An 11681-nucleotide genomic window follows, 5' to 3' on the forward strand; every position below is an offset into this window, starting at 1 on the left:
GGCGATGAATCTGATTCTGTTATTGGTGCTGGTGATTGCTGCCGGTGCGGTGTTGAGTGTGCAGGCTGCAATCAATGGTCGCCTCGGCCAGGCGGTGGGCGTGTTGCGCAGCAGTCTGCTGACGTTTGCGGTGGGTGCGCTGACCACCGCGCTGCTGATTTTCTTCTTCGAGCCGGCCCAGTCCGTGAGCCTGCTCGACGTGCCCAAATGGCAACTGACCGGCGCATTGTTCGGCGTGGTGTACATGATGGTGATGGTCGGGGCCGTGCCGGTGGTCGGTACTGCAGTGGCAACCGTGGCCGTGATCACAGGGCAATTGGGCATGGGCATGCTGATCGACAACTTCGGGTGGCTGGGCAACCCGGCCGTCGAACTGTCGAGCAGCCGCATCCTGGCGATGGTGTGTCTGGCTCTGGCCTTGGTGTTCATGTACCGCAGCAATACACGCACGGACTGATGGTTTGAACCATCGCCGAGGCCGGGCAGTCACTGCTTAAGGTGCCGGCAACCGCCGCACCGGACGACCATGAAGAAGGAGTCTGGCCATGCCTGATCAAACCTGTGCCTGCCCGCATTGCAAGTGTGTGCTGGGCGTCGATGCGGTAATGAAGGACGGTAAGGGCTATTGCTGCCAGGGCTGTGCCGAGCACCATGCCCATGGCGAGCCTTGTGCGGCGGCGACGGGGTGCGAGTGCGCCAAGTCGGCTAAAGGCTGAATACGTTCGCAGGGAGCGTCAATAGCGCGCTCCCTGCGTATCGCTTACTGGGTTTCCAGCTCCAGGCGCAGGCTGTGGTCGGACAAGCGCCGGCTGTCTTTTACCACGCCGCTGGTTCGTCGACCTTCGAGGGCCAGCACCAGGGTCTGCGCATCATGCAAATCGTCCGGCAGCGGCTGGAACACCTTCAGCACCAGCCAGCCGGGTTTACGCTGCAAGCTCACCTGGCACTCGACATGCCTGGCCAGCGGCCCGAACAAGGTGTCGCGCGTGTAATCAATGCGCGCCTTGCCGTTGATTGAATCCATGGTTATCTCTCCCTGATCAAGCCTGCGCGCGCACATCCGAGCGGCGCCATTGCACGTTTTTTATGCCGAATTTCTCGGCCTGTTCCTGGCTGGTTTTCTTCACCCGCTCGCGGGCAAACCGGCCGATACGGCCCACGCCGGCGTCACAGCTTGCCCAATGCCAGGCCTCCAAGGTATCGAGCCTTTCCAGACGAATGATGAATGACTTGGCTTCGCCATGGAGGGTGTAGTCGATCACAAACAGTTTTGCGTTATTCATTGGCCCCTCAACCCTGGTGGTGTAAGCAAGTGATCGCCCTCGGCGGTAAAAATTCACTCGGATTGTCGGACGGTGGTCTTTACCATGGCGGCTGACTCCCGATAGATGTGCTCCCCATGGCCCTGGCTGCACCCCCCGACCTCAGTGATCACGCCGTCCCCGTGCAACCCTTGGCGCGCACCTACCCGCGTGGCCTGTACGTGGAGCCCCATCGCCACGACTGGGGCCAATTGCTCTATGCCATGAGCGGCGTGATGTGGGTCGAGACGCCTCGTGAAGCCCTGGTGGTGCCGCCCCAGCGCGCGGTCTGGCTGCCGCCGGGCGTGGAGCACGGCATCCGGGTGGTGTCGGATTTGCAGATGCGCAATATCTACTTGCGTCCGGCCTTGGCGGCGACATTGGACAGCCAGGTGCAAGTGATTGAAGTCGGTGGGCTGCTGCGTGAGTTGATCGTCACGCTGGTGGAACAGGGCGACAGCGGTGACGAGGGATATTACGCCGCCTTGGTCGGCCTGGCTCTGCTGGAGTTGCAAAGGGCGCGGCGCTCGCAGATTCGTATCGCCATGCCGGTGGAAGCTGACCGCCGGTTGATCAGCGCGTGCCAGGCGGTCATGGCGGCGCCGTCCCTGGAGATTCCTTTCGAGCAGCATGCCGAAGCGGCCGGTGCCAGCGTGCGCACCTTGGCGCGACTGTTCCAGCACCACCTGGGCATGGGCTTTGCCGAATGGCGCCGCCAGGTGCAATTGGCCACGGCGGTGGCCGAGTTGATCCAGGGTCAGTCGGTCAGCGCTATCGCGCGTTCCCTGGGCTATTCGCCGAGCAGTTTCAGCGACATGTTCCGGCGTGAACTGGGGATGGCGCCTTCCCAGTACGTGAGTTGGCCGAAATCCTGAAGCCCTTGGCCGATGCTACCGGGATGGGCTCCCTACACTAAGCCCATCAACCCAACAGGCGTCGGCCCCATGAGTTACCTGATCTCCCTTGGCATTGGCCTTTTTGTCGGCGTGATCTACGGCGCCCTGGACTTCCGCTCGCCCGCACCGCCCGCCATTGCGCTGGTAGGGCTGATGGGCATGCTGCTCGGCGAAAAACTCTGGCCCATGGGGCGGCAGTTGCTCAGCGGTTGGTGGTCCTGATTCCTCTTCTCCCTTCGATGGATACTGGCAATGAAAGCACTGCAATTTTCCGCTACTGGCGACCTCGGCGCCCTGAGCTTCGTCGACGTCGCCACGCCGGTACCGGCCGCCGATGAAGTGCTGGTACAGATCAAGGCGGCGGGCCTCAACCCCAGTGACGTGAAGAACGTACTCGGGCGTTTCCCCTACACCACCGTGCCGCGCATACCTGGCCGCGACTTCGCCGGCGTGGTCGTGCAGGGGCCCCAGGCGCTGGTGGGGCAGGAGGTCTGGGGCACCGGTCGCGACCTGGGCTTTTTCGCCGACGGTTCCCACGCCCAATACCTCACCGTGTCGGCCAAAGGCGTGGCGCATAAACCTGCCCACCTGAGTTTTGCCCAGGCCGGCAGCCTGGGTGTGCCCTACACCACGGCCTGGGATGCGCTGCAGCGCAGTGGCGTGGGCAAAGGCACGCGCTTGCTGGTGATCGGCGCCAATGGGGCGGTGGGCAGCGCGGCATTAGCCTTGGGGAGGGTTCTGGGTGCCCAGGTGTTGGCGGCGGTGCGCAAGGCTGACCAGGTCGAGGTATTGCAGGCGCAAGGGGTCGACGCGATTGCGTTGGGCACGCCCGAAGCGCTGGGCGCGCAGGTGAATGCGGTGTTCAAGGGCGGCGCCGATGTGATCTTCGACACCACCGGTTTCTGGCTGCCGGCGGCCGTGGCAGGCCTGGCGCCGTTCGGTCGCATCGCGATCATTGCCGCGCCGGTGGACGGTCACGTACAACTGCCGGCCCTGGCCCTGTATCGCAAGGGCGGCTCGGTGGTGGGGATCAATTCATTGCTCTACAACTGTGAGCAGTGCGCGGTGATGCTGGAGCAGTTCGGACGTTTTTTCGACGAGGGCTTGTTGCCGCTGCCCACCGGCCTGCGTGAGGTGGCGCTGGCCGATGGGGTGCAGTGCTATGAGGACGTGAATCAAGGCAGTGCGGACAAGATCATCTTGCTGCCTTGACCCATGTCGCTCCGCACTAGGCTTCTGGGACGCCTTTTTCCCACGCCTGCCAGTTGTTGAGGATCGCCTGTACCAGCGGGTTCCCCGTGCGGTACAGGTTTTCCAGCGCCGGTACGAACCCGCCCTGGTCGGCGTATTTGAGCAGGTTGTCGACTTCGCTGTAGCCGGGGTATGGGCGGTCGAAGTCCGAACCGGCACGTACGACGGCCAGGCGCTGGATGTCCACCAACCCCTCGCGGCTGGCGCGCAGCAAGGCTTCGTAGGTGGAGTTGTCTTCCTGTTGGGTGGTGCAGTACTCGCCTTTGTTATCCGTGAGCAACTTGGTCCACACCTCGGCGCGTTCGCTCAGGCGCGTACCGGAGAACCAGGTATTGCCCGCCAGGGTGTCGCAGCGGGTGACTCGCGGCGGCTGGTTGGCGGGGGCGGCGGGGTAGTGTTTGCGCCAGGCGGCGGACTCTTTGCTTTCCGTAAGTTCGACGGTGTGCGACAGGGCGAACGCCTTGGCCTGCAGCTTGGGGTTCAGCTCAAACACTTCGGTCTTGTAGTCCAGCGGCGGCTTTTCGTTGGGCCCCTTGGTGTTGATGCCAAGGTAGCCGGTCGGCCAATCCTTGGGCGCATCCCGCGAATCCAGCTCCCACTGGGTGCCGAACTCCACCAGGTAGTGGGCCCAGGCGGCAGTGCCGATGGTGCCGTGTTTCGGGCTGATCCCGGCAATCCCGGCGATCAGGAAATAGCTCTGGCGCAGGTCGAACTTGGGCGACAACGCCAGGGCCAGGGTGGACGCGGCGGCGTTGGTCTGGCCCATGCCGGTCACCAGCAGGCACACGTCCCGGGTGTTGCAGCGGATCACCGGGTATTCGGCAGACAGGCCGGGCACGCGCACTTCCTGCTTGAGTTCCAGGCGGTCGATCCAGGTTTGCGCCTCGGGGGCGAACATGGTGATCAGCATCACCTTGGGCCTGATGGGGGCAGCAGAATCAGCCAGCACCACATGGGGTAGCAGCGCCAGGCCTACGGCCATGGAGAGACGGGTAAACGTATTCATCTAATACTCCTTGATCAGAATTGGTAGCCCACGCCGGCGTAATAACCCCAGCCGTCGGAGCGGGCGCGGAAGTTACCCTCGCCGAAGTTCAACTCACTGCCATCTTCCCAGTTGCCGCCATTATGAAAATAACGACCGACCAGGGTGAAGCGCAGGTGGGTGAAGGAATACAGCAGCACGTTGGTCGCCACCAGGGCGTTGGCGGTGCGCGCCGGGTTGTCCTTGTGCAGGTTCGAGCCGAAATCGTAGTTGGTGAAACCGATATAGGTCAGCGACGCACCGTTATCGAACTTGCCGATGGGCACGATGTATTTCATCTGTGCGCGGTAGCCATCCCAGGAATACTCATTGCTGGCGCCGTAGTTTTCCCACTGGTAACGCCCGTAGAAGTTCGCCGACAAGTTGACTCGCGAATGGGTGTCGATGTCCGTACCGAGGCCGCTGTACAGGGTGTTGGCGCGGTTGGCCTTATTGCTGCCGTGGTCGTAGATCCAGTCGAACGCCACATACCATTCCTTGAACGGGCCGATGGCCAGGCTGCGTCCGGCCAGGTAGTCGATGGAGATACGCGGCTCGTGCTCCATGAACACCGGCGAGCCATGGTCCCACGCGCCTTTGTCGTTACTGTTGCCGATGCCGAGGATCTTCGGCACGTCGATGTAGCCGTACAACTCGAAGGGCCCCTTGCGGCCGAAGTACTCGTATTCCAGGTACACATCATCCTGGGGCTTGGGGCCGAAGCTGATGTCTTTACTGCCGATCAGCGTCAGGTCCTGGTTGAACCATTCCGACAGATAGACGCCTTTTTTCGCCGGGCTGGCCTCAGGACTCAGGGTTTCGCCCTGTGCTGAGTCATCCACGGGTTTTTCCTGCGCCAAAATGGGTGCGCTGAGTACTCCCGTTACGGCGGCCAGTAGCAAGGAAACACCAAAGCAGACACGGGGCCTTGAGGTGGGGTGCATTGAAAGTCCCTATTCGTACGCGGTTTGAACCCGATTCATCGGGTCGTGGTGAACTTGGTTGCCAAGTTCGTACCGCAAACGGTTGCACAGGCTGTACCAACTTTGCTTAATGGCTTGAATGCCATGGAAAAAAGAAGAATTACTCGACCTTTTGATCAGAAATGACTGGGTGCCATTTTTTCGAAGGGGTTTAACAGGTGCATCGGCGTTTCGCGGCGATATTCACTGGGCGTCTGGTGCATCTCGATCCGGAAGTGCCGGTTGAAGTTGGACAGGTTGGCGTAGCCCACTTCAAAACAAATATCCGCCACCGACATCTCGCTTTGCAGCAACAACCGGCAGGCACGTTGCACGCGGAATTTGCGCATCAGGTCGATAAACCCATGGCCGGTGTTGCGCTTGAAGAAGCGCGAGAAGCCCGGTTCGCTCATGTCCAGCTGCTGGGCGATCACTGACAGGCGCAGGTCGCCGGTGAGTTCGCGCATCAGGTAGTCGAAGGCCTTGTTGATGCGCTCGGCGCTGCGGGCGTCCAGGGTCGGGGCGTAACAGGGGCTGGCCAGGGCCTTTACCTGCTGGGCCGGGGCGTTTTTCAGGCAGTCGAGCAGTTGCAGGAACAGGATCAGCCGTTGCAGGCCGTGGGCGTTGCCGATGGCCTCCATCAAGCGTGCGGCCTGCACGGCGGTGTCGCCGCTGAACTCCAGGCCGCGCCGGGCCTGTTCGAACAGCGCGTGCAAGTCGCCGAGTTCCGGCAGGGTGTTGCGCAGGGCGAGGAGGGCGGCACCGTCGAATTGCAGCACCACGTCACGGCCGGCCAGGTGTTCGCCGGGCGCCAGTTCGCCGATCCAGTCGTGGGGCAGGTCGGGGCCGATCAGCGCCACATGCCCGGCACTGAACGCACCGATATAGTCGCCCGCCACCAACTTGCCGCTGCCCTGGCGGATCAGGTGGATTTCAAATTCGGGATGGTGATTCCAGCGCGCCAGATCGTAAGGGTAGTCATGTTCGAACCAGCGAAAGCAGTGCTGCGGTTCGGGCAGGATCACTTCGAGTTCGGCAGGGCGATGTTCGAACAGCTTGGCGCGGCTGATGGGCATGGTCATGCCTCTTTTAGTTGTGGAATCGCCTAAAAATACGCGGGTTGGCAATCCCTGCGCTACCCCCGGTTTCGCCCGGCACTGATACTTTTTTGATCCTGAGCCAGCGGTTAAAAAAGTATCAGCCGCGCATGCGCCATGCGTTTGTGAGGGCTAGGCCCAAGCTGCTGTAATCGGCCCTCAACAACAAAAACAACAGGTGGAAACCGCTATGTCCAAGATTCCGCAAGCGTTGTTCCTGCTTTCCGGCCTGGCCTTGGCTATGCCCAGCCAGGCAGCCGACACCGTGACCATCGCTACCGTCAATAACAGCGACATGATCCGCATGCAGCGCCTGTCCAAAGTGTTCGAGCAGCAGCATCCGGATATCCAGCTCAACTGGGTGGTGCTGGAAGAAAACGTGCTGCGCCAGCGCCTCACCACCGATATCGCCACCCAGGGCGGCCAGTTCGATGTGCTCACCATCGGCACCTACGAAACCCCGCTGTGGGGCGCCAAGCACTGGCTGGAACCGCTGACCCAATTGCCGGCCGATTACGACGCCGAAGATATCTTCCCCTCCGTGCGCCAGGGCCTGTCGGTCAACGACACCCTGTATGCCTTGCCGTTCTACGGGGAAAGCACCGTCACCTACTACCGCACCGACCTGTTCAAGCAGGCCGGTCTGAGCATGCCGGCGCACCCGACCTGGACCCAGCTGGGTGAATTCGCCGCCAAGCTCACCGACAAGAACAACGGCCAATACGGCATGTGCCTGCGCGGCAAGGCCGGTTGGGGCGAGAACATCGCGCTGCTGAGCACCATGGCCAACGCGTTCGGTGCGCGTTGGTTCGATGAGCAGTGGAAGCCTGAGCTGACCAGTCCCGAATGGACCGCCGCCGCCAACTTCTACGTCAACACCCTCAAGCAATACGGCCCGCCCGGCGTGTCCAGCAACGGCTTCAACGAAACCCTGGCGCTGTTCAATAGCGGCAAGTGCGCGATCTGGGTCGATGCCAGCGTCGCCGGCTCCTTCACCACCGACAAGAGCCAGAGCAAAGTCGCCGACAGCGTAGGCTTCGCCGCGGCCCCCACCGAAGTCACCGACAAGGGATCCTCCTGGCTGTACGCCTGGTCACTGGCAATCCCGGCCACCTCCCAACACAAGGGCGCCGCCAAGGCCTTCATCGCCTGGGCCACGTCCAAGGACTACATCCAGCTGGTCGCCGATAAAGAAGGCATCACCAACGTACCGCCTGGCACCCGCCAGTCCACCTACAACGCGGCGTACCTCCAGGCTGCACCGTTTGCCCAGGTGACCCTGGAGATGATGCGGCATGCCGACCCCGCGCACCCGTCGGCCAAACCCGTGCCGTACGTGGGCATCCAGTACGTGACCATTCCCGAGTTCCAGGCCATCGGCACGTCCGTCGGCAAACTGTTCTCGGCGGCGCTGACGGGGGGCATGTCGGTCGAGCAGGCGTTGCTCCAGGCGCAGTCCACCACCGAGCGCGAAATGAAACGCGCCGGCTATCCCAAATAATCTTCAAAGGACAGATGCCTTATGAAACGACTCGAAGGTAAGAGCGCGCTGATCACCGGCTCGGCGCGCGGGATTGGCCGCGCGTTTGCCCAGGCCTATATCCATGAAGGCGCGACCGTCGCCATCGCCGACATCAACCTGCAGCGGGCCCGGGACACCGCCGCCGAACTTGGCCCGCAGGCCTACGCGGTGGCGATGGACGTCACCGACCAGGCTTCCATCGACAGCGCGATTGCCGCCGTGGTCGCCCAGGTCGGCAAGCTCGACATCCTGGTCAACAACGCGGCGTTGTTCGATCTGGCGCCCATCGTCGATATCACCCGCGACAGCTTTGATCGGCTGTTCTCGATCAACGTCGCCGGCACGCTGTTCACCCTGCAGGCCGCCGCGCGGCAGATGATTCGCCAGGGCCATGGCGGCAAGATCATCAACATGGCCAGCCAGGCCGGGCGGCGTGGCGAGCCGTTGGTGGCGATCTACTGCGCGACCAAGGCGGCAGTGATCAGCCTCACACAATCGGCGGGGCTCAACCTGATCAAGCAGGGCATCAACGTCAACGCCATCGCGCCGGGTGTGGTGGATGGCGAGCATTGGGACGGGGTGGATGCGCTGTTCGCCAGGCATGAAGGACTGGCACCTGGCGAGAAGAAGCGGCGGGTGGGGGCTGAGGTGCCGTTCGGGCGGATGGGGACGGCCGAGGATTTGACCGGGATGGCGATCTTCCTGGCGTCCAAAGAGGCTGACTACGTAGTGGCGCAAACCTATAACGTGGATGGCGGTAATTGGATGAACTAAGCCATACACCGCTCAAAATGTGGGAGGGGGCTTGCCCCCGATGGCGGTGGATCAGTCACTCTATTTGCTGACTGTCACACCGCTATCGGGAGCAAGCCCCCTCCCACATTTGAAGGTCATCGTTCTTGAAAAGGGTGCCTAATCGGCAAAACTGCGATCAAAGAAGTAAACCGCCCCAGGCTTCAGGTTCTCCACCGTGGCCTGGGGCCTGCCGCCTTCACCCTGCTTCTTGCGCCCCGTCTCGCGCAAATATCCCGCCTCCGTCAGCTTCAACAGGCGCTGGCGAATACTGGTCTTGAGCACCGGCCGCTCCAGCACCAGGGAAAAGATCGTGGTCGCCTCCGGCGCGCTGAATTCATTGCCCAGGAACATCAGCGGCAAGTTGCTGTACAGCGACTTGGAAAACAGCCGTTCCTGCACAGCCGCGACGATGCTGTTGTGATCGAACGGCAACTTGATGCTGCCATCAGCCACCGCCTTCAGCGCGAACCAGCCTTGATGCTCACTCGGCGCCACCTCATGCGCGACGATCGCCAGGTAGTACGTGGACGACGACCAGCAACGCGGATCGCGAAACGCATCGCCCACCGTGCCCACTTGCTCGCTCCAGGCCAGATCCAGGCCGACCTTGCTGCTGGCGCGCAAGCGTTCCACCGCATCCTGGAGGCTCAGATCTTGCACGCCGCCATTCACCACCACCCCCGGCAGCGCCCAGTGCCTGGCGAAGGGTTCGGCGTCGCGCTTGTTCAGCAACAACTGGAGTTCCCCGGCGGCGCGGCAGTAGCACAGCACGCACAGGTCGACGGTATGGAGGTAAGGGCTAAGGGGCATGTGACGTCCTTCTGAGCGGCGGTGGGGCACAGTCTAACGGATCGAACAGATATGTCATGTACCTGCGTCAGGATAGATAAATAAATGTTTCTTGCAATGAAAGTACATGACGTGTACTTTTGTTTCCAGGCCTCAGGAGAACCGCCATGACCCTTGCGAAAACTGCCATTGCTTCATTCGACGTCGATGCCCAGAAGAGCTTCACGCCGCTGTGCCCCAACGAGTTGCCGGTGGCCGGCGGTGACCGGATCGGTGCCGAACTCAACTACATGGCCAGCCTCGCCGGCCACCGCGTCGGCAGCAAGGACGCCCACACCCCGCACGCACCCTGGGTGGTCACGCAACACAGCGAGATGCTCAAGCCCACCGGCCTGGCCCACGCCGATGTGACCTGGGTCAGCCACTGCGTGCCGGGCACCGAAGGCTTTACCTTGCTCGACGAGTTGCCCACGCCCTATGACTACGACTACTTCATCTGGAAGGGCGTCGAACCCGACCTGCACCCCTATGGCGCCTGCTACCACGACCTGCACGACAAACTCTCCACCGGCGTGATCGAGTACCTCAGGGCCCAAGGCGTCACTCGCGTGATCGTCGGCGGCCTGGCCCTGGACTACTGCGTCAAGACCACCGCCTTGCAACTGCTCAAGGCCGGCCTGGAGGTGGTCCTGCACCTGCCGGCGTGCCGGGGGATCAGCGAGGAGGGCGGTGTACAGGCCGTCAATGAGTTGCTCAAGGCCGGTGCCGTCATCAGCAGCACCCGCGAAGAACTGGCCGCGATGGCCACGCGTTAAGGAGATACACCATGGAAAGTGCCTACGACTACGAAGCCCCGGTGATCCAGGGCTTGCTCGACACCGACTACTACACCTTCACCATGATGCAGGCGGTGTTGCACCAGCACCCGAATGTCGATGTGGAATACAACTTCATCGTGCGTGCCAAGGAAAAACTCGGCCACCTGATCCCCGAGTTGCGCGCCGAGCTTGAAAAAATGGCCGGCCTGCAGATGCGCGAGGGCGAGCTGCGCTTTCTGTTCAACCCGCGCTTTCGCGAATACCTGACCCCCGACTACGAACGCTTCCTTGGCCTGTTCCGCTTCAACCTGCGCTATATCCACGTCAGCGAAGTCGACGGCCAACTGAATATCCGTGTGGTCGGGCCGATGCTGCACTGCATCATGTTCGAACAACCGCTGCTGGCGCTGGTCAGCGAACTGCGCAACCGCGCCAAATACCCCGACGTGACCCTGGAAGACGTCACCCGCAAGCTCTACCAGAAGTTCGACTGGCTGGAGAAAAACCTCAGCCGCGACGAGTTGGCCGACCTGCGTGTCTCCGATTTTTCCACGCGCCGGCGCCTGTCGTTCAAGGCCCAGCGCGAAGTGGTGGACATCATGCGCCGCGACTTCCCCGGCCAGTTCGTCGGCACCAGCAATGCGCACCTGGCTTACGAATTCGACCTGCCGCTGATCGGCACCATGGCGCACCAGTGGATGATGGTGCACCAGCAATTGGGGCGGTTGCGCGAAAGCCAGAACGCCGGCCTGGAAAACTGGGTGCGTGAATACCGCGGCCGCCTGGGCATTGCCTTGACCGACACCATCAGCACCGACTTTTTCCTCAAGGATTTCGACCTGTACTTCGCCAAGCTCTACGACGGCCTGCGCCAGGACTCCGGTGACCCCATCGCCTGGGCCGACAAGGTGCTGGCCCGCTACAAACAGCTGGGTATCGACCCGATGACCAAGGACCTGATGTTCTCCGACGGCCTGAACTTCGAAAAATGCCTGCCGATCCTGCGGCACGTGCGTGGCAAGGCCAAGTTCGGTTTCGGCATGGGCACCAGCCTGGCTTGCGATGTGGAAGGCGTCGAGCCGCTGAGCATCGTCATGAAACTGGTGCGCGTGCACGGCGAACCGGTGGTGAAGTTCTCCGATGACCCGGTGAAGAACGTCTGCGAAGACCCCTCGTTTTTGCAGTACGCAGCGAAGGTATTCAATGTCGGCAACGTGGAGGTGTGA

General features: G+C 62.0%; 15 protein-coding genes. 9 read left to right on the forward strand and 6 right to left on the reverse strand.

The window, feature by feature from the left end:
- Positions 1-4 precede the first annotated feature (4 nt).
- Both AC07OP_RS29025 and AC07OP_RS29030 read left to right on the forward strand, forming a co-directional pair.
- The gene (locus tag AC07OP_RS29025) at positions 5-457 is read left to right on the forward strand and encodes a DMT family transporter (protein ID WP_027607512.1); all 453 of its coding nucleotides are present in this window, start codon (positions 5-7) and stop codon (positions 455-457) included.
- Between the two features lie 88 nt (positions 458-545).
- On the forward strand, positions 546-716 hold the full coding sequence (locus AC07OP_RS29030; protein ID WP_074846300.1) for a metallothionein: 171 nt from the start codon (positions 546-548) through the stop codon (positions 714-716).
- A gap of 44 nt (positions 717-760) precedes the next feature.
- On the opposite strand, the gene AC07OP_RS29035 is transcribed toward AC07OP_RS29030, so the two are convergent.
- Positions 761-1024 carry a hypothetical protein gene (locus AC07OP_RS29035; RefSeq protein ID WP_495103057.1) on the reverse strand — a complete coding sequence of 88 codons (264 nt, stop codon included), beginning with the start codon at positions 1022-1024 and terminating at the stop codon, positions 761-763.
- Between the two features lie 16 nt (positions 1025-1040).
- The gene (locus AC07OP_RS29040) at positions 1041-1283 is read right to left on the reverse strand and encodes a DUF6555 family protein (protein WP_141157456.1); all 243 of its coding nucleotides are present in this window, start codon (positions 1281-1283) and stop codon (positions 1041-1043) included.
- Positions 1284-1399: 116 nt separating this feature from the next.
- On the opposite strand from AC07OP_RS29040, the gene AC07OP_RS29045 reads away from it, so the two are divergent.
- The 3 genes from AC07OP_RS29045 (at position 1400) to AC07OP_RS29055 (ending at position 3409) form a co-directional block, all read left to right on the forward strand.
- Positions 1400-2176 carry an AraC family transcriptional regulator gene (locus AC07OP_RS29045; RefSeq protein ID WP_495103058.1) on the forward strand — a complete coding sequence of 259 codons (777 nt, stop codon included), beginning with the start codon at positions 1400-1402 and terminating at the stop codon, positions 2174-2176.
- A 69-nt stretch (positions 2177-2245) separates the two neighbouring features.
- Entirely contained in the window at positions 2246-2419 is a 174-nt protein-coding gene (locus AC07OP_RS29050) for a DUF1427 family protein (RefSeq protein WP_081744482.1), read from the forward strand.
- Between the two features lie 30 nt (positions 2420-2449).
- Positions 2450-3409, forward strand: coding sequence for a quinone oxidoreductase family protein (locus tag AC07OP_RS29055; protein ID WP_495103059.1), 960 nt, complete (start codon positions 2450-2452; stop codon positions 3407-3409).
- 16 nt (positions 3410-3425) lie between these two features.
- On the opposite strand, the gene AC07OP_RS29060 is transcribed toward AC07OP_RS29055, so the two are convergent.
- From AC07OP_RS29060 to AC07OP_RS29070, 3 genes are all read right to left on the reverse strand, one after another.
- Positions 3426-4454 (reverse strand): purine-nucleoside phosphorylase, encoded by a 1029-nt coding sequence (locus AC07OP_RS29060; protein WP_495103060.1) that lies wholly within the window; start codon positions 4452-4454, stop codon positions 3426-3428.
- Positions 4455-4468: 14 nt separating this feature from the next.
- A complete protein-coding gene (locus AC07OP_RS29065; RefSeq protein ID WP_495103061.1) occupies positions 4469-5416 on the reverse strand; it encodes a nucleoside-specific channel-forming protein Tsx in 948 nt (315 codons plus the stop codon).
- Between the two features lie 155 nt (positions 5417-5571).
- The gene (locus AC07OP_RS29070; protein ID WP_495103062.1) at positions 5572-6510 is read right to left on the reverse strand and encodes a helix-turn-helix domain-containing protein; all 939 of its coding nucleotides are present in this window, start codon (positions 6508-6510) and stop codon (positions 5572-5574) included.
- Between the two features lie 211 nt (positions 6511-6721).
- On the opposite strand from AC07OP_RS29070, the gene AC07OP_RS29075 reads away from it, so the two are divergent.
- On the forward strand, positions 6722-8032 hold the full coding sequence (locus tag AC07OP_RS29075) for an ABC transporter substrate-binding protein (RefSeq protein WP_495103063.1): 1311 nt from the start codon (positions 6722-6724) through the stop codon (positions 8030-8032).
- 21 nt (positions 8033-8053) lie between these two features.
- Positions 8054-8827 (forward strand): L-iditol 2-dehydrogenase, encoded by a 774-nt coding sequence (locus AC07OP_RS29080; RefSeq protein ID WP_495103064.1) that lies wholly within the window; start codon positions 8054-8056, stop codon positions 8825-8827.
- 138 nt (positions 8828-8965) lie between these two features.
- Here the strand turns inward: AC07OP_RS29080 and AC07OP_RS29085 are convergent, their stop codons facing one another.
- Positions 8966-9658: an NUDIX hydrolase gene (locus AC07OP_RS29085; RefSeq protein ID WP_495103065.1), complete on the reverse strand. Its 693-nt coding sequence runs from the start codon at positions 9656-9658 to the stop codon at positions 8966-8968.
- 146 nt (positions 9659-9804) lie between these two features.
- Between AC07OP_RS29085 and AC07OP_RS29090 the strand changes: the two genes are divergently transcribed.
- Together AC07OP_RS29090 and pncB are read left to right on the forward strand one after the other, a co-directional pair.
- Positions 9805-10452 carry a nicotinamidase gene (locus AC07OP_RS29090; protein ID WP_495103066.1) on the forward strand — a complete coding sequence of 216 codons (648 nt, stop codon included), beginning with the start codon at positions 9805-9807 and terminating at the stop codon, positions 10450-10452.
- An 11-nt stretch (positions 10453-10463) separates the two neighbouring features.
- Positions 10464-11681 (forward strand): nicotinate phosphoribosyltransferase, encoded by a 1218-nt coding sequence (gene pncB / locus AC07OP_RS29095; protein ID WP_065939776.1) that lies wholly within the window; start codon positions 10464-10466, stop codon positions 11679-11681.

The organism is Pseudomonas sp. GW821-FHT09D08 (assembly GCF_059416305.1).